Below are 15,644 nucleotides of genomic sequence, written 5' to 3'. Positions count from 1 at the left end.
GTGTGCCAGCCCGTACGTGAACGGAAGGGGCGGTACGGAGTCCCCGTACCGCCCCTTCCGCGTCCGGTGACGTCACCGTCCGGTCATGTCACCGTCCGGTCACTTCACCGCGAGCAGCAGGGTGTCCGCGGGTGAGCACCACACCGGGCGGGCCTCCCCGAAGCCCTTCTCGCGCAGCACCCGCGCGTGCCAGGCGGCGGAGGGCGTGTCGCCCTCGGCGTGCTCGCCGTAGATCTCGAAGCGCTCGGCCGTCGGACCGGCCAGGACCGGGTCCTTCGCGGCCAGCTGCCACCACTGGGACCAGTCCAGGACGCCGTCCCGCTTGGCCTGATCCATGCGGGCGTGCCGCTGGGCGCCCTCCGCCGCGTTGATCCGGGGCGTCGTCTCGTCGATCATGTGGTCCGCGTTCATGAAGACACCGCCGTCGCGGACGAGTCCCGCGACCGAGCCGTAGAGGTCCGCGAGGGGTTCGCTGTGCAGCCAGTGCAGGGCCGTGGCGGTCAGCACGGCGTCGTAGGAGTCGTACGGCAGCCGCTCCCGCCAGGTGGGGTCCTTCAGGTCGGCGGTGACGAAGGAGACCCGCTCGTCGCCCTCGAAGGTGCCCCGGGCGATGGCGAGCAGCGCCGGGTCGAGGTCGACGCCGGTGCTGGTGGCCCCGGGGAAGCGGGCCAGCAGCCGCGCGGTGATGGTGCCGGTGCCGCAGGCGAGGTCCAGCACGCGCGGCGCGGTGCCGGTGAACGCCTCCACCATGTCCAGCATGATGCGGAAGCGGTCCTCGCGGTCCGGCATGTACCACTCCTGCTGGCGGTCCCAGCTCTCCTGCCAGGCCGCCCAGTCGGCACCCGCCGCCGTGATGCCCGTGCCCGTGCCCGTCTCGGTCATCGCTGCCCTCCCTGACCCCTAGGTCGCGTAATACCCTGGAACCACGACCGGCTGTTACCGACCGCACCCAAGACCATAGAGCCCCCTCGTAAGGACTACAAGTGGAACTGGCCTATTACTCGGACTACGCCGTACGCCTCGTCAACACCGAGGAACCGGCCCGGGGCAAGGACACCCTGACGTCGGTGGAGGCGGTGCGGGACCTGTTCGGCGCCAACGGGTCGGCGGCCCGCCGCGCCACCGACGCCGACGTGACGCGGTTCCGCTCGGTGCGGGCCCGGCTGCGCGCGGTCTTCGAGGCGGCCGACCAGGGCGACGAGACCCTGGCGGTGGCCCTGCTGAACTCGCTGCTCCTGGAGTTCCCGGTGAGCCCGCAGATCTCCGGGCACGACCACCGCGACGAGGACGGCCGCCCGCTGTGGCACATGCACCTGGCGGACCACCCGTCCAACGCGACCGCCGGCTATGCCGCCATCGCGGCGATGGGCCTGGCCTTCCACCTCACGGAGTACGGCGTGGACCGGCTGGGCCTGTGCGAGGCGGCACCCTGCCGCAACGCCTACCTGGACACCTCGACCAACCGCTCGCGCCGCTACTGCTCCGACCGCTGCGCCACCCGCGCCAACGTGGCCGCCTACCGCGCGCGCAAGCGCCTGGAGGCCGACCGGTCGGTGAAGACGGGTCTGGCCGCCGACAGCGCCCAGCGCGCCAGCGCCAGCGGCGAGCGCTGACCCTCCTTGCGGGGCCGGTAGCGCAACCACACCTTCCCGAGCACCAGCTCCTCGGGCACGGTGCCGTAGTCGGTGCTGTCCCCGCCCGCGTACGCGTTGTCGCCCAGCACCCACCAGCCGCCCTCGCGCCGCTCCGCCGCGCGCTTGACGACCAGCAGGTCCTGCTGGAAGGGGTGGCGCAGCACGACCACGTCACCCGGCCGGACCCGGGCGCCGTACTGCACCAGCAGCCGGTCCCCGTGGTGCAGCGTGGGCACCATCGAGGGCCCGGTCACCTCGGCCAGCCCGAAGGGCACCACGGCGGCCCTGCGCTCGGTCTCCTGCGACAGCTCCGGCATCCCCGGCACCTCCCCGGTCCGTTCCTCCACCAGTCTCAGTCTGACCCTGGACTTTTGTCCTAAGCCCAAGGGGGCACTCGCGAAAACACGCCTTGCAGGGAGTAATGTCCCACCTGAGAAGACGATCACGAGGAAGGAATGCTCCATGCTTTCCCGCCTGTTTGCCCCCAAGGTCAAGGTCAGCGCGCACTGCGACCTGCCCTGCGGTGTGTACGACCCGGCCCAGGCCCGCATCGAGGCGGAGTCGGTGAAGGCCGTCCAGGAAAAGATGGCCGGCAACGACGACCCGCACTTCCAGGCGCGTGCCACCGTCATCAAGGAGCAGCGCGCCGAGCTGGCCAAGCACCACGTGTCGGTCCTGTGGAGCGACTACTTCAAGCCCCCGCACTTCGAGAAGTACCCGGAGCTGCACCAGCTGGTCAACGACACGCTGAAGGCCCTCTCCGCCGCCAAGGCGTCCACGGACCCGGCCACGGGTCAGAAGGCCCTGGACTACATCGCCCAGATCGACAAGATCTTCTGGGAGACGAAGAAGGCCTGACCTTCTTCCGCACCCTCGACCGCACCCGGTCCGCGGGCCGCCGAGCACGGCGTCCCCGCGGGCCGGGTGCGGTCTTTCGCGCACCGGACGCCCGCGGCGGACGTTCCGTGCCATGCTGGCGCGGTGACGTCCCTGGAGGATCTGGCCCGGCTGCGGCGGGCGCGCGATCGTATGGACCGGGAGTACGCCGAGGCCCTGGACATGGCCGCGCTCGCCCGGACCGCCCTGATGTCGCCCGGGCACTTCCAGCGCAGATTCCGCGCGGCCTTCGGGGAGACCCCGTACGGCTATCTGATGACCCGGCGGATCGAACGGGCGAAGGCGCTGCTCAGGCGGGGTGACCTGAGCGTGACGGAGGTGTGCCTGGCGGTCGGCTGCACCTCGCTGGGCTCGTTCAGTTCGCGCTTCACCGAGCTGGTGGGCGAGACACCCAGCGCCTACCGGGCCCGGTCGCACGAGGAGAGCGCGGTCATCCCGGCCTGCGTCACCCGCTCCTTCACCCGTCCCCACCGCACGGGACCGCCGCCCGCGCCCTAGCCTGGTGGCATGGACCTCAAGCTCCACCAGTGCTTCATCGCCGTCGACGACCACGACAAGGCGCTGACCTTCTACCGGGACGTGCTGGGCCTGGAGGTCCGCAATGACGTCGGGTTCGAGGGGATGCGCTGGGTGACCGTGGCCTCCCCGCTCCAGCCGGACGTGGAGATCGTCCTGGAGCCGCCCGCGGCGAGCCCCGACTTCTCCGCCGCCGACAAGGAGGCCGTGGCCCGGCTGCTGGCCAAGGGCGTGCTGCGCGGGGTCATCTTCACCACCGCCGACTGCGACGCCCTCTTCGCCCGGGTCAGGGAGCATGGCGCCGACGTCGTCCAGGAGCCGATGGACCAGCCCTACGGGGTACGGGACTGCGCCTTCCGCGACCCGGCCGGCAACCTGCTGCGCTTCCTGGAGCGGCCGGCGCGGTAGCGGCGCCTGCCCGAGGAGTTGTCGTGAAGTGCGGGTCCCGCACCCTGTGGGGCGGCACGGGACCCGCCCGGCCGGGTCCACCGGCGGCCGTACGGGGTCAGGAACCGCACAGCCCGGTGGCCCGGGGTCTGTGATGACCGCCGGTGGCCGCCGCCCCTGGTGACGGCCTCAGCTGGTGCGCCGGGTCACGAACTCGGCCAGGGCCAGCAGCCCGTCCGCGGCGGCCGGGTCCGGGACGGCGCGGGACAGTTCGTGCACCGCCCGGGCCATCCGGTCGGCCGCCTGGGACTGCGCCCAGTCCCGGGCGCCGGCCCGCTCCACCGCCAGCGCGGCGCGCTCCTCCTCCCCTTCCTGGTGGGGCCGGGCGTACAGCTCGGCGAGTTCCGCCGCGGCGGGGGTGCCGGAGGTGAGCGCGGCCACCACCGGCAGCGACTTCTTGCGGGCGGCGAGGTCGGCACCGGCCGGCTTGCCGGTACGCCCGGGGTCGCCCCATATGCCGATCACGTCGTCGATGAGCTGGAACGCCAGCCCCGCCTGCCGGCCGAACGCGTCCAGCGCCTCCACTTCCTCCCCGGCCGCCCCCGCGTACAGCGCACCCACCGCGCAGGCGCAGCCGATCAGCGCACCCGTCTTGGCCTCGGCCATGGCGAGCACCTCGTCGAGGGCGACCTCTTCGGGTGCGCGCCGCTCCAGCGCCGTGTCCGCCTGCTGCCCCTCGCACAGTTCGACGACGCAGGCCGCCAGCCGGGCGGTGGCCGCCGCGGCCGCGGGATGCGGGTCCGCGGCGAGCAGCCCCAGGGCGAGCGCCTGCAGGGCGTCCCCGACGAGGATGGCGCCGGCGTCGCCGAACACCGTCCAGGCGGTGGGCCGGTGCCGACGTGTGGCGTCCCGGTCCATCACGTCGTCGTGCAGCAGCGTGAAGTTGTGGACCAGCTCCACCACCGCGGCGGCCCGCGCCGCACCCGCCGCGGCCCGCGGGCCGCCGAGCGCGGCGGCCGCGGTGAGCACCAGCGCCGGACGGATCGCCTTGCCGGCGTGCCCCGCCGCCGGGGTGCCGTCCGCTTGCTCCCAGCCGAAGTGGTAGCTCGCGATGCGGCGCATGGCGGCGGGCAACGAGGCGATGGCCGAGCGCAGTTCGGGATCGACCGCGGCCCGCGCGCGGTCGAGGATCAGCGCCGCGTCCTGCCCGTCGGGCACGCCCGCCGTCCCGCTGTCGCCCTCACCGCCCCCCGGTGGCCGGGACAGCGGTCCGGCCGGGGCCGCGCTGCCCGGCCGCTGCGTCGCCGCCGCGCGCTGCGGCTGCGCACCCGGCGTGCGTGGTGTCGTCTCCGTCATGGACTCGGCCATCCGCTCCCCCTCGGAGAATCCGCGAACAGTGGCTCCCGCGCCGCCGGAACCGGGCGTGCACCGCCGGGGTGTACTACCCGGGCCGACGGGGCGGAACACCGTGCGCGGGCGCGGGAGGTCAGCGCCAACGACCGACCTCGACGTTCTCCAGGACCCCCAGCGCGTCCGGGACCAGTACCGCCGCCGAGTAGTACGCCGTCACCAGGTACTTGATGATCGCCTGCTCGTTGATGCCCATGAACCGCACGGACAGACTGGGTTCGATCTCGTCCGGGATGCCCTTGGCGCGCAGCCCGATGACGCCCTGGTCCTCCTCCCCGGTGCGCAGCGCGATGATCGAGCTGGTCCGCGCCTCGGTGACCGGGATCTTGTTGCACGGGAAGAGCGGCACCCCGCGCCAGGTGGGGATGCGGTTGCCGCCCATGTCGATGGTCTCGGGCACCAGTCCCCGCTTGTTCAGCTCGCGTCCGAAGGCGGCGATCGCCCGCGGGTGGGCGAGGAGCAGCTTGGTGCCGCGGCGCCGGCTGAGCAGCTCGTCCATGTCGTCGGGGCTCGGCACGCCGTCGTGCGGCTGGATCCGCTGGTCGTACTCGCAGTTGTGGAGCAGGCCGAAGTCGCGGTTGTTGACCAGCTCGTGCTCCTGGCGCTCCTTCAACGCCTCGACGGTGAGCCGGAGCTGCTGCTCCGTCTGGTTCATCGGCTGGTTGTAGAGGTCGGCCACGCGCGAGTGGATGCGCAGGACGGTCTGGGCGATGCTCAGCTCGTACTCGCGGGGCCGGGCCTCGTAGTCGACGAAGGTGTGCGGGATGTCCGGCTCACCGCTGTGTCCGGCGGCGAGCTGGACCTCCTTCTCCCCGTACTTGTTGGTGCGCTGCCCGGGGATCGAGCGCAGTTGCCGCAGGTGGGCACGGAGCGAGTCGGCTCGCTCGGCGACCTGCTCGAAGTCGTGCCGGGACAGGACCAGCACGGTGCACGTGGTGTCGGCGCGGGCCGTGTACTCCCAGATGGCGTCCGGGTCCAGGAGTGCCTGGTCCCCGAAGTGGGCGCCGTCGGCGAGGAATCCGAGGACCTGGTCGTCGCCGTAGGGGCCGGTGCCGACCTTCTCGACCCTGCCGTGCGCGAGCAGGTACACCTCCTCGGCCTGGTTGCCGAAGGAGGCGATCACCTGCCCGGCGCCGATCTCCCGCTGGCGGCAGCGCTGGGCGAGTTCGGAGAGCACTTCGTCGTCCTCGTACCCCCGCAGGACGGGCAGTTCACCGAGTTCGGCGGGGATCACCTCGACGCGGTCGCCGGTCTTCACGAAGGTGATCCGGCCGTCTCCGACGGCGTAGGTGAGCCGCCGGTTCACCCGGTACGTGCCGCCCTGCACCTCGGTCCAGGGCAGCATGCGCAGCAGCCAGCGCGAGCTGATCTCCTGCATCTGGGGTACGGACTTGGTGGTGGTGGCCAGGTTCCGCGCGGCCGCGGTGCCGAGGCTCTGCTGCGGCCGGTCCTGCTCCGTGCGGACCTCATCGCCTACCGACATAGAGAATTCGCCCTCCCGCTCATGCCCGGCTCGGTCGGCGCCGGGCATCGATTTGCAGGCACCAGCGTTCCATCACGCACCGTGCCCGTGCTATTACCCGAAAGAGCGGGAATGGATCATTGTCCGACCGGGCAAAAGGGGGGCCGTCGTCCGGCGGGTAAGGCGCGATTTCGGCCAGGGACGGGCCGCGTTCCGGTCCGGCGCGGAGACCGGCGTCCCGTCCCGGGTCCTGGCCGGGACGGGACCCGGTACGGCCGGGCGGTGCCGGGGACAATGGCCTCGTGACCAGCTCCGCCGTTCCCGATCCCGCCGCGCTCTCCCCCCGGCTGCCCTCCCCCGTGCAGGAACTGGCGGACGACCGGTTCGCCCGCCGCGGGCTGCGTCTGCTGCTCAAACGCGACGATCTGATCCACCCGGAGCTGATCGGCAACAAGTGGCGCAAACTCGCCCCCAACCTCCGCGCCGCCGGGGGACGGACTCTCGTCACCTTCGGCGGCGCCTACTCCAACCATCTGCGGGCCACCGCCGCCGCGGGCCGGCTGCTCGGCCTGCCCACGATCGGCGTGGTCCGCGGCCAGGAGCTGGCCGGCCGGCCCCTCAACCCCTCCCTGGCCCGGTGCGCGGCCGACGGGATGCGGCTGCACTTCGTCGAGCGGTCCGTGTACCGGCGCAAGGCCGAACCGGAGACGCTCGCCGCCGTGCTGCGCGCGGCCGGGGCCGAGGACGCGTACGTCGTGCCCGAGGGCGGCAGCAACGCCCTCGCGGTGCGCGGCTGCACGGCGCTGGGCCGGGAGCTGGGCGACCGGGCCGATGTCGTCGCCGTCGCCTGCGGCACCGGCGGCACCCTCGCCGGGCTCGCCGCCGGACTGCCCGCCGGCCGGCGCGCCCTCGGCATCCCGGTCCTCAAGGGCGGCTTCCTGACGGCCGCCGTGCAGACGCTCCAGGAAGAAGCCTTCGGCGCCCGCCGCGGCAGCTGGTCCCTCGACGAGCGCTTCCACTTCGGCGGCTACGCCCGTACCGCCCCCGAACTGGACGCCTTCGCCGAGGACTTCACGGCCCGCCACGGGATCGCCGTGGAACGCCACTACGTCGCCAAGCTGCTGTACGGGCTGGCCGCCCTGGCCGAGGAGGGGGCGTTCCCGCGCGGGACGACGATCGCCGCGGTCGTGACGGGCCGCCCCTTCCCGGCGGGGCCCTGACACCGTCCGGCGCGAGACCTCTCACGTACCGGCCGCGACGGGTGCGCACGCGCGCGTGTGCGGCCCCTCTCGCTCAGGCCGCCTCCCGGTAGGCGGCCGCTTCCTCCAGGTCGAGCCTGCGCAGCAGGGTGCGCAGCATCTCGTCGTCGATGTAGCGGCCGTCCCGCAGGCGCACGAAGACGGTGCGCTCGGCGCTGATCATGTCCCGGGAGAGCCGGCGGTAGGTGTCGTCGACCGACTCGCCGGTGACGGGGTTGGTCTGGCCGAGGCGCTCCCAGACGGCGTTGCGGCGGCGCTCCAGGACCGCGCGGAGGCGGTCGGCCAGCGGCGGGGGCAGGGTGTTGCCCTCGTCGGCCAGCAGTTCCTCCAGACGCTCCTCGGCGGCCCGGGACGCCTGCGCCTGGGCGTTGGCCTCGGCGAGCGTGGCGGCCCGCGCGTCATGGCCGGGGAACCTCAGCAGGCGGATCAGCGGCGGCAGGGTCAGCCCCTGCACCACCAGGGTGCCGATGACCGTCGTGAAGGTCAGGAAGAGCAGCAGGTTGCGCTGCGGGAAGGGGGCGCCGCCGTGCACCGTGAGCGGGATCGAGAAGGCGATGGCCAGCGACACCACGCCCCGCATTCCGGCCCACGCGGTGACCATCGCGCCTCTCCAGGTGGGGTTCTCCTCCCGTTCGCGAACCCGCCGCGACAGCAGCCGGGGCAGGAACGCCGCCGGGTAGACCCAGACGAACCGGGCCGCGACGACCACCAGGAAGAGGGCGAGCGCGTACCAGGCGGCGCGGGCGCCGGCGTACTCGTCGAGCCCCTTGAGGACGACGGGCAGTTGCAGGCCGATGAGGGCGAACACCGCCGACTCCAGGATGAAGGCGACCATCTTCCACACCGCCTCCTCCTGGAGCCGGGTGGCGAAATCGACCTCCCACGCGCGGTGCCCGAGATAGAGGGCGACGGTGACGACGGCGAGCACCCCGGAGGCGTGCACCTGCTCGGCGACGCCGTAGGCGACGAACGGGATCAGCAGGGAGAGGGTGTTCTGGAGCAGCGCTTCCTTCAGGTGGGCGCGCAGCCAGTGCAGCGGCGCCATGAGCACCAGCCCGATCCCCACCCCGCCGACCGCCGCGATCAGGAACTCCTCCACCCCGCCGGACCAGGTGGCGCCCTCGCCGACGGCGGCGGCGAGGGCCACCTTGTAGGCGGTGATCGCGGTGGCGTCGTTGAGCAGGGACTCGCCCTGCAGGATGGTGGTGATCCGCGAGGGCAGTCCGACGCGGCGGGCCACCGCCGTGGCCGCGACCGCGTCCGGCGGGGCCACCACGGCGCCCAGGACCAGCGCCGCCGTCAGCGGCAGCCCCGGCACGATCACATAGGCGGCCCAGCCGACCACGAAGGTCGCGAAGAGCACGTAGCCGACCGAGAGCAGTGCCACCGGCCGCAGCTGCGCGCGCAGGTCCAGGTAGGAGCTGTCGATCGCCGAGGTGTACAGCAGCGGGGGCAGCAGCAGCGGCAGGACCACCTTCGGGTCGAGCGTGTAGTCCGGCACCCCGGGGACGTAGGAGACCGCCAGTCCGGCGGCGACCAGCAGCAGCGGGGCCGGCACCGGGGTGCGCCGGGCGGCACCGGCCACCACGGCACTGCCCGCCACCAGCAGCAACAGCGGCATCACGTCCATCGTCCTCGCCCACCCATCGTCTCGTCCCACCCGCTTTTTCCGCGCCGTCACCCGCGCGCCCGTCGTAACCTGGCAATCATGAAACAGTGCACGCACGCCGACGCGCTGCCGCACCCGGAGCCCGAGCCCCGTAGCGAGACGTGCCCGGAGTGCCTGGCGGACGGCACCCACCCGGTGCAGCTGAGGCTGTGCCTGGCCTGCGGCCATGTGGGATGCTGCGATTCGTCACCGAACCAGCACGCCACCAAGCACCACAAGGACACCGGACATCCGGTGATGCGGTCCTTCGAGCCCGGCGAGGACTGGCGCTGGTGCTTCGTGGACCACGTGCTGGTGTGACCGGATTCCCGGACGGTTCGGCCCTCTGACGTCTGGGTACGTCAACCCGGCGCGTGCTGTTCCCATTTGGGCCCGCCCAACCCCTAGCCACGGAGCGTATTCGTGGGTTTACTATGAGTGACAGAAAGGGGTCGGGGTCCCGGAACACGAACGCCGGGAGCGCGGTAGCGTCACGGCTGAACCACGAATCGCGTGACCCGGGGGGCGACCCTCGGCCCCGAGAATTCTTGTACCACCTTGGAGGTGAGGGTGTCCCAGATCGCAGGCGAGCCCGCGGCGAACCAGGACTTCGTGGAAGTCCGGCTGCCGGCTGCGGGTGCCTACCTGTCGGTGCTGCGGACGGCCACGGCCGGCCTCGCTGCCCGTTTGGACTTCACCCTCGACGAGATCGAGGACCTGCGCATCGCGGTGGACGAGGCCTGCGCGATCCTGCTCCAGCAGGCCGTGCCCGGCTCGGTGCTCAGCTGTGTCTTCCGGCTGATCGACGACTCGCTCGAAGTCACCGTCTCGGCCCCGACCACGGACGGGCACGCCCCCTCGCGGGACACCTTCGCCTGGACCGTCCTGTCCGCCCTGGCGGGCAAGGTCTCCTCCGCCGTGGACGAGGACAAGACCGTTTCGATCAGCCTCTACAAACAGCGCGGCGCGGGACCCGGGCCGGCGTGAGGAACGGGGACGGGCCGGTGCGGGACGAAGAGCGCGGCACACGAGAGCTGCCGGCCGAGGGCGGGACTCCGCCCCGCGCGGACGCGGCCGCGACCCCGGGCGGGACCGCCCCGGGCTCGCCGGCGGCGGCCGCACGGCCTGCGGACGGCATCGACGGCATCCCCGAGCAGGCCAGACCGCACCCGGACGACGACGCCCTGCGGCCCGGCCCCCGGGGCGAGGGTCCGGCCGGCCCGGCCGGACCGGCCGGGCCGGAGGAGACCGTGCGGGGCACGCCACCGGCTCCGGGCGGGGCCCCGGCCCCCCATGGGGGTCCCCCCGCCCGCCCCGGACCGGGGACGGGAGAGGGGGCGAGGGCTCGGGGAAGGGCGACGGGCGGGACGATGAGCGAGCACGAGCGGTACGCCGGGGACGGCACGCAGAGCGCCCCGCGTGTGCGCGGCACACAGCACGACCCGCATGACCGCAGTGGCGCCCGTGCGAAGTTCGTCGAGCTGCGCGCGCTGCCGGACGGCAGCCCGGAGTACGCGGAGCTGCGCAACCAGCTGGTCCGGATGCACCTGCCGCTGGTCGAGCACCTCGCGCGCCGGTTCCGCAACCGCGGCGAGCCGCTGGACGACCTCACGCAGGTGGCCACCATCGGGCTGATCAAGTCGGTCGACCGGTTCGACCCGGACCGCGGCGTGGAGTTCTCCACGTACGCGACCCCGACGGTCGTCGGCGAGATCAAGCGGCACTTCCGGGACAAGGGCTGGGCGGTGCGGGTGCCGCGCCGGCTGCAGGAGCTGCGGCTCTCGCTGACCACGGCGACCGCCGAGCTGTCCCAGCTGCACGGCCGCTCCCCCACGGTGCACGAGCTGGCGGAGAAGCTCGCCATCTCCGAGGAGGAGGTCCTGGAGGGCCTGGAGTCGGCCAACGCGTACTCCACGCTGTCCCTGGACGTCCCCGACACCGACGACGAGTCCCCCGCGGTCGCCGACACGCTCGGCGCGGAGGACGAGGCGCTGGAGGGCGTGGAGTACCGCGAGTCGCTCAAGCCGCTCCTTGAGGACCTCCCGCCGCGCGAGAAGCGCATCCTGCTGCTGCGCTTCTTCGGCAACATGACCCAGTCGCAGATCGCGCAGGAGGTCGGCATCTCCCAGATGCACGTCTCCCGCCTGCTGGCCCGCACCCTGGCCCAGCTGCGGGAGAAGCTGCTGGTCGAGGAGTAACCGCGGCGGTCGTCGGACCGCCGCCCCCTCCCCGGTGCGGCCACCGCGGCGTACCACCGGCGCGGCGGATGGCCGTCGCGACGTACCGCCTACCGCGACACGCGGACGCCCCGGCACACCGCCGCCCCGACGCACGGTCTGCCCCGACGTACGGCTTATCGCTGCTCGGTCTCCCGGGCGCGGCCCGGGCCCTTGATGCCGAGTGCCAGGGTCGTCGCCGGGTGCACGAGCAGGACCAGGGACACCACCGCGACCAGGGCGAGCGCGATGCCCGCCGGGACGGCCACGCTGCCGGATTGGAGCAGGCTGTAGGCGACCGGCAGCGCCATGATCTGGGTGATGACGGCCGGCCCCCGGCTCCAGCCGCGCCGCAGCAGCAGCCCGCGCGCGGCGAGCAGCGGCAGCAGCGCCAGCACGAGGACGGTGACACCGCCGGTGACGGCCTGCTGCCGGTCACCCGCGTCGCCGGTGAGGCCGAGGACGAGCATCCAGGCGCCGCCGGCCAGCAGCGCGAGCCCCTCCAGCCCGCACAGCGCCGCCGCGGAGGTCAGCCGTGGCGGGCGCGGTCCGGCGGCGTCCGTGGTCTCGGGAGTGGGGGTCTGCTCGCTGCTCACCCCATGAAGGGTAGCCCGCACGACCGGCCGCACCACGGCCCGGCGGCCCGGCGCGGCACGGCCGGGCGCCCCGCACACGTGTCCAGGCTCACCCCCGTGCCTCTTACCCGATCCCTACCTCGGCCTGGGCCGAGTACTGCCCAGTAGGTACCCTGCAACCCATGCGTGCACTTCTCGTGGTCAATCCGGCGGCAACCACCACAAGCGCACGTACGCGCGATGTCCTGATCCACGCGCTCGCCAGCGAGATGAAACTGGACGCGGTCACCACCGAGTACCGCGGCCACGCCCGCGACCTGGGCCGGCAGGCGGCGGACAGCGAGGACATCGATCTGGTGGTGGCCCTCGGCGGCGACGGCACCGTCAACGAGGTCGTGAACGGCCTGCTGCACCGGGGCCCCGATCCCGAGCGGCTGCCCCGGCTCGCGGTGGTGCCCGGCGGCTCCACCAACGTCTTCGCGCGCGCCCTGGGCCTGCCCAACGACGCCGTGGAGGCCACCGGCGCGATCCTGGACGCGCTGCGGGAGGGAAGCGAGCGCACGGTCGGCCTGGGCCTGGCCTCCGGGACACCGGGCACCGACGACGCGGCGGTCCCCGAACGCTGGTTCACCTTCAACGCCGGGCTCGGCTTCGACGCGGGCGTGGTGGGACGCGTGGAGCAGCAGCGCGAGCGCGGGAAGAAGTCCACGCACGCCCTGTACGTACGCCAGGTGATGCGCCAGTTCCTCGGCGAGCCCAACCGCCGGCACGGCGCCATCACCCTGGAGCGGCCCGGCGAGGACCCGGCCGCCGATCTGGTCGTGGCCATAGTGTCGAACACCTCGCCGTGGACGTATCTGGGCAATCGCCCGATGTACACGTCCCCTGACGCGTCGTTCGACACGGGGCTCGATGTGCTCGCCCTCAGCCGGCTGTCCACGGCCGCGGTTGCCCGGTATGGCACCCAGTTGCTCACTTCGTCCCCGGAGCGCGGACCGCGGGGCCGGCACGCCCTCTCCCTGCACGACCTGAGCCACTTCGCCTTGCATTCGAAGGTGCCGCTCCCCCTCCAGATGGACGGTGACCATCTGGGGCTGCGAACGAGCGTGACGTTCACAGGCGTACGCCGTGCACTGCGTGTGATTGTGTGAGTGGAAGAGGCCAAAGTCCTTTCACTCGAACGTTTAGACCAGGGTCCACCCCATGGAAGTACGGCTGTGACCTAGTCGACACCGAGGAATCCAAAAAAACTTTCCGGAAGGGGTTGTATCCGCCGCTGAGGTTTGCGAGTCTCTACATGGCGATCGGGGCGGCCCACCACACAGGGCCCCAGAGATCACCGGAACCCCTCTTCAATCCACAGGACCACGCCAGGGAAACCTGACGGTCGGCCCTTCACTTGTTGAGGGATTCGTGAAAGCGTTCACATTCACAAGCAACTTGCACGTAATACCAAGGAGAGGTAGCAGCCATGGACTGGCGTCACAACGCCGTTTGCCGCGAGGAAGACCCCGAGCTCTTCTTCCCCATCGGCAACACCGGTCCTGCGCTGCTGCAGATCGAGGAAGCCAAGGCCGTCTGCCGTCGCTGCCCGGTTATCGAGCAGTGCCTGCAGTGGGCGCTTGAGTCCGGCCAGGACTCCGGCGTCTGGGGTGGTCTCAGCGAGGACGAGCGCCGTGCGATGAAGCGCCGCGCCGCCCGCAACCGGGCTCGTCAGGCCTCCGCCTGACCACAGCCACCCCGCTGACAGCCTGAGCTTGGCGGCGCGTGCAGCGAGCACGCATCTCCCGCCCCCGAGCCGCAGCGCGCAGTACCCCCGATGCTCCCCCAGGCTCTTCGAGCAAGGGGTACCCCATCCCGATGGGCAGCACGAGCGACTGGCCCCGGACCTTTCGAGGTCCGGGGCTCTTTGCTGTCCGCCCGCGCCGGCCGCTACTTGTGCACCTGCACCGGGATGTCGAGGATCACGCGCGTGCCGCCCCCCGGAGCGGGCACCATGTCGAAGGCGCCGCCCAACTCCCCCTCGACCAGGGTGCGTACGATCTGCAGGCCGAGGTTGCCGGAGCGGCTCGCGTCGAAGCCCTCGGGCAGGCCCACGCCGTCGTCCTGGACGGTCACGAGCAACCGCCCCTCGCGCGTGGTGCCGCCGCGCACCGCCGAGACCTCGACCGTGCCGGTGTCGCCCTCGCGGAAGCCGTGCTCCAGGGCGTTCTGCAGGATCTCGGTCAGGACCATCGACAGCGGGGTGGCCACCTCGGCGTCCAGGATGCCGAACCGGCCACTGCGCCGACCGGTCACCTTGCCCGGCGAGATCTCGGCGACCATCGCCAGCACCCGGTCGGCGATCTCGTCGAACTCCACCCGCTCGTCCAGGTTCTGAGACAGCGTCTCATGCACGATCGCGATCGACCCGACCCGGCGCACCGCCTCCTCCAGGGCCTCCCGGCCGCGCTCGGAGTCGATGCGCCGGGCCTGGAGCCGCAGCAGGGCCGCCACCGTCTGGAGGTTGTTCTTGACCCGGTGGTGGATCTCCCGGATCGTCGCGTCCTTGGTGATCAACTCACGTTCGCGGCGGCGCAGTTCGGTCACGTCCCGGAGCAGGACCAGCGAACCGATGCGGGTGCCCTTGGGCTTGAGCGGGATGGCCCGGAACTGGATCACCCCGTCATGGGCCTCGATCTCGAACTCGCGGGGCGCCCAGCCGCTGGCCAGCTTCACCAGCGCCTCGTCCACCGGGGCCCGGGACGGGGCGAGTTCGGCCGTCGCCTCACCGAGGTGGTGGCCGACCAGATCGGCGGCGAGGCCGAGGCGGTGGTAGGCGGAGAGCGCGTTCGGGGAGGCGTACTGGACCAAGCCGTCCGCGTCCAGCCGGATCAGCCCGTCGCCGACGCGCGGCGAGGCGTCCATGTCGACCTGCTGGTCCGGGAACGGGAAGGAACCGGCCGCGATCATCTGCGCCAGGTCGGAGGCGCTCTGCAGATACGTCAGCTCCAGCCGGCTCGGGGTGCGCACGGTGAGCAGGTTGGTGTTGCGCGCGATGACACCGAGGACGCGTCCCTCGCGCCGGACCGGGATCGACTCGACGCGGACCGGGACCTCCTCGCGCCACTCCGGGTCGCCCTCGCGGACGATCCGGCCCTCGTCCAGCGCCGCGTCGAGCATCGGCCGGCGGCCGCGCGGGACGAGGTGGCCGACCATGTCGTCCTGGTAGGAGGTCGGGCCGGTGTTGGGCCGCATCTGGGCGACGGACACGTACCGGGTGCCGTCCAGCGTCGGAACCCACAGGACCAGATCGGCGAAGGAGAGGTCGGAGAGCAGTTGCCACTCCGAGACCAGCAGGTGGAGCCATTCGAGATCGGAGTCGTCGAGGGCGGTGTGCTGGCGTACGAGTTCGTTCATGGAGGGCACGTCTGCGAGCGTACCCGGGCGTTTGTACGGTTCTGAAATACCGGGCGGCGTACGGCTGCGGAGGGCCTGGAACACCCGTCGGCGTACGGGGCTGCGGGGCCCCGGAGACACCCGCGGGCCGCGGCGCCTGAGAGGGACCCTCAACCCTCCCGGCACCGCAGCCCGGAGCAATATCGGCCGTGGGGTGTGCGGTCCCGGTCGGCCGAAGGATGAGGAGCCGGGGCAGTCAGGG

Annotated in this window: 17 protein-coding genes; 10 read left to right on the top strand and 7 right to left on the bottom strand. The window is 72.4% G+C overall.

Annotation, left to right across the window (positions count from 1 at the left end; genetic code table 11):
* Positions 1-99: 99 nt before the first annotated feature.
* Complete coding sequence (locus ABZ858_RS16135) at positions 100-882, bottom strand: class I SAM-dependent methyltransferase (protein ID WP_361377644.1); 783 nt, start codon at positions 880-882, stop codon at positions 100-102.
* Between the two features lie 101 nt (positions 883-983).
* Between ABZ858_RS16135 and ABZ858_RS16130 the strand changes: the two genes are divergently transcribed.
* Positions 984-1,613 (top strand): CGNR zinc finger domain-containing protein, encoded by a 630-nt coding sequence (locus ABZ858_RS16130; RefSeq protein WP_361377641.1) that lies wholly within the window; start codon positions 984-986, stop codon positions 1,611-1,613.
* Here the strand turns inward: ABZ858_RS16130 and sodX are convergent.
* Complete coding sequence (sodX, locus tag ABZ858_RS16125; protein WP_361378026.1) at positions 1,517-1,951, bottom strand: nickel-type superoxide dismutase maturation protease; 435 nt, start codon at positions 1,949-1,951, stop codon at positions 1,517-1,519. The genes ABZ858_RS16130 and sodX overlap by 97 nt on opposite strands.
* Before the next feature lie 145 nt (positions 1,952-2,096).
* On the opposite strand from sodX, the gene sodN reads away from it, so the two are divergent.
* From sodN to ABZ858_RS16110, 3 genes are all read left to right on the top strand, one after another.
* Complete coding sequence (sodN, locus tag ABZ858_RS16120) at positions 2,097-2,492, top strand: superoxide dismutase, Ni (protein WP_004983535.1); 396 nt, start codon at positions 2,097-2,099, stop codon at positions 2,490-2,492.
* 171 nt (positions 2,493-2,663) lie between these two features.
* Positions 2,664-3,029, top strand: coding sequence for a helix-turn-helix transcriptional regulator (locus ABZ858_RS16115; protein ID WP_361378023.1), 366 nt, complete (start codon positions 2,664-2,666; stop codon positions 3,027-3,029).
* A gap of 9 nt (positions 3,030-3,038) precedes the next feature.
* Positions 3,039-3,455, top strand: coding sequence for a VOC family protein (locus ABZ858_RS16110; protein WP_361377638.1), 417 nt, complete (start codon positions 3,039-3,041; stop codon positions 3,453-3,455).
* 168 nt (positions 3,456-3,623) lie between these two features.
* Here the strand turns inward: ABZ858_RS16110 and ABZ858_RS16105 are convergent, their stop codons facing one another.
* Together ABZ858_RS16105 and ABZ858_RS16100 are read right to left on the bottom strand one after the other, a co-directional pair.
* Positions 3,624-4,802: a family 2 encapsulin nanocompartment cargo protein polyprenyl transferase gene (locus tag ABZ858_RS16105; protein WP_361377635.1), complete on the bottom strand. Its 1,179-nt coding sequence runs from the start codon at positions 4,800-4,802 to the stop codon at positions 3,624-3,626.
* A 118-nt stretch (positions 4,803-4,920) separates the two neighbouring features.
* Complete coding sequence (locus ABZ858_RS16100; protein ID WP_361377632.1) at positions 4,921-6,327, bottom strand: family 2B encapsulin nanocompartment shell protein; 1,407 nt, start codon at positions 6,325-6,327, stop codon at positions 4,921-4,923.
* A 281-nt stretch (positions 6,328-6,608) separates the two neighbouring features.
* On the opposite strand from ABZ858_RS16100, the gene ABZ858_RS16095 reads away from it, so the two are divergent.
* The gene (locus ABZ858_RS16095) at positions 6,609-7,526 is read left to right on the top strand and encodes a pyridoxal-phosphate dependent enzyme (protein ID WP_361377629.1); all 918 of its coding nucleotides are present in this window, start codon (positions 6,609-6,611) and stop codon (positions 7,524-7,526) included.
* A 73-nt stretch (positions 7,527-7,599) separates the two neighbouring features.
* Here ABZ858_RS16095 and ABZ858_RS16090 read toward each other — a convergent pair whose 3' ends face one another.
* Positions 7,600-9,195 carry a Na+/H+ antiporter gene (locus ABZ858_RS16090; protein ID WP_361377626.1) on the bottom strand — a complete coding sequence of 532 codons (1,596 nt, stop codon included), beginning with the start codon at positions 9,193-9,195 and terminating at the stop codon, positions 7,600-7,602.
* A 78-nt stretch (positions 9,196-9,273) separates the two neighbouring features.
* On the opposite strand from ABZ858_RS16090, the gene ABZ858_RS16085 reads away from it, so the two are divergent.
* The 3 genes from ABZ858_RS16085 (at position 9,274) to ABZ858_RS16075 (ending at position 11,411) form a co-directional block, all read left to right on the top strand.
* Positions 9,274-9,534: a UBP-type zinc finger domain-containing protein gene (locus ABZ858_RS16085; protein ID WP_361377623.1), complete on the top strand. Its 261-nt coding sequence runs from the start codon at positions 9,274-9,276 to the stop codon at positions 9,532-9,534.
* 249 nt (positions 9,535-9,783) lie between these two features.
* Positions 9,784-10,200 carry an anti-sigma regulatory factor gene (locus ABZ858_RS16080; RefSeq protein ID WP_361377620.1) on the top strand — a complete coding sequence of 139 codons (417 nt, stop codon included), beginning with the start codon at positions 9,784-9,786 and terminating at the stop codon, positions 10,198-10,200.
* Positions 10,201-10,217: 17 nt separating this feature from the next.
* Positions 10,218-11,411, top strand: a complete 1,194-nt coding sequence (locus tag ABZ858_RS16075; protein WP_361377617.1) for an RNA polymerase sigma factor SigF — start codon at positions 10,218-10,220, stop codon at positions 11,409-11,411.
* 155 nt (positions 11,412-11,566) lie between these two features.
* Here the strand turns inward: ABZ858_RS16075 and ABZ858_RS16070 are convergent, their stop codons facing one another.
* Positions 11,567-12,025 carry a hypothetical protein gene (locus ABZ858_RS16070; RefSeq protein ID WP_361377614.1) on the bottom strand — a complete coding sequence of 153 codons (459 nt, stop codon included), beginning with the start codon at positions 12,023-12,025 and terminating at the stop codon, positions 11,567-11,569.
* Between the two features lie 161 nt (positions 12,026-12,186).
* Here ABZ858_RS16070 and ABZ858_RS16065 point away from each other — a divergent pair, with 161 nt between their 5' ends.
* Positions 12,187-13,155 carry a diacylglycerol kinase family protein gene (locus ABZ858_RS16065; protein ID WP_361377611.1) on the top strand — a complete coding sequence of 323 codons (969 nt, stop codon included), beginning with the start codon at positions 12,187-12,189 and terminating at the stop codon, positions 13,153-13,155.
* Between the two features lie 320 nt (positions 13,156-13,475).
* Positions 13,476-13,733 carry a WhiB family transcriptional regulator gene (locus tag ABZ858_RS16060; RefSeq protein WP_003992873.1) on the top strand — a complete coding sequence of 86 codons (258 nt, stop codon included), beginning with the start codon at positions 13,476-13,478 and terminating at the stop codon, positions 13,731-13,733.
* A gap of 203 nt (positions 13,734-13,936) precedes the next feature.
* Here ABZ858_RS16060 and ABZ858_RS16055 read toward each other — a convergent pair whose 3' ends face one another.
* The gene (locus ABZ858_RS16055) at positions 13,937-15,403 is read right to left on the bottom strand and encodes a PAS domain-containing sensor histidine kinase (protein ID WP_361378020.1); all 1,467 of its coding nucleotides are present in this window, start codon (positions 15,401-15,403) and stop codon (positions 13,937-13,939) included.
* Positions 15,404-15,644 lie beyond the last annotated feature (241 nt).

This window comes from Streptomyces sp. NPDC047017, from assembly GCF_040644175.1.
Classification (GTDB): Bacteria; Actinomycetota; Actinomycetes; order Streptomycetales; family Streptomycetaceae; genus Streptomyces.
The sequence above is the reverse complement of the archived record's forward strand: the minus strand, read 5'-3'. Positions and strand labels throughout refer to the sequence as shown.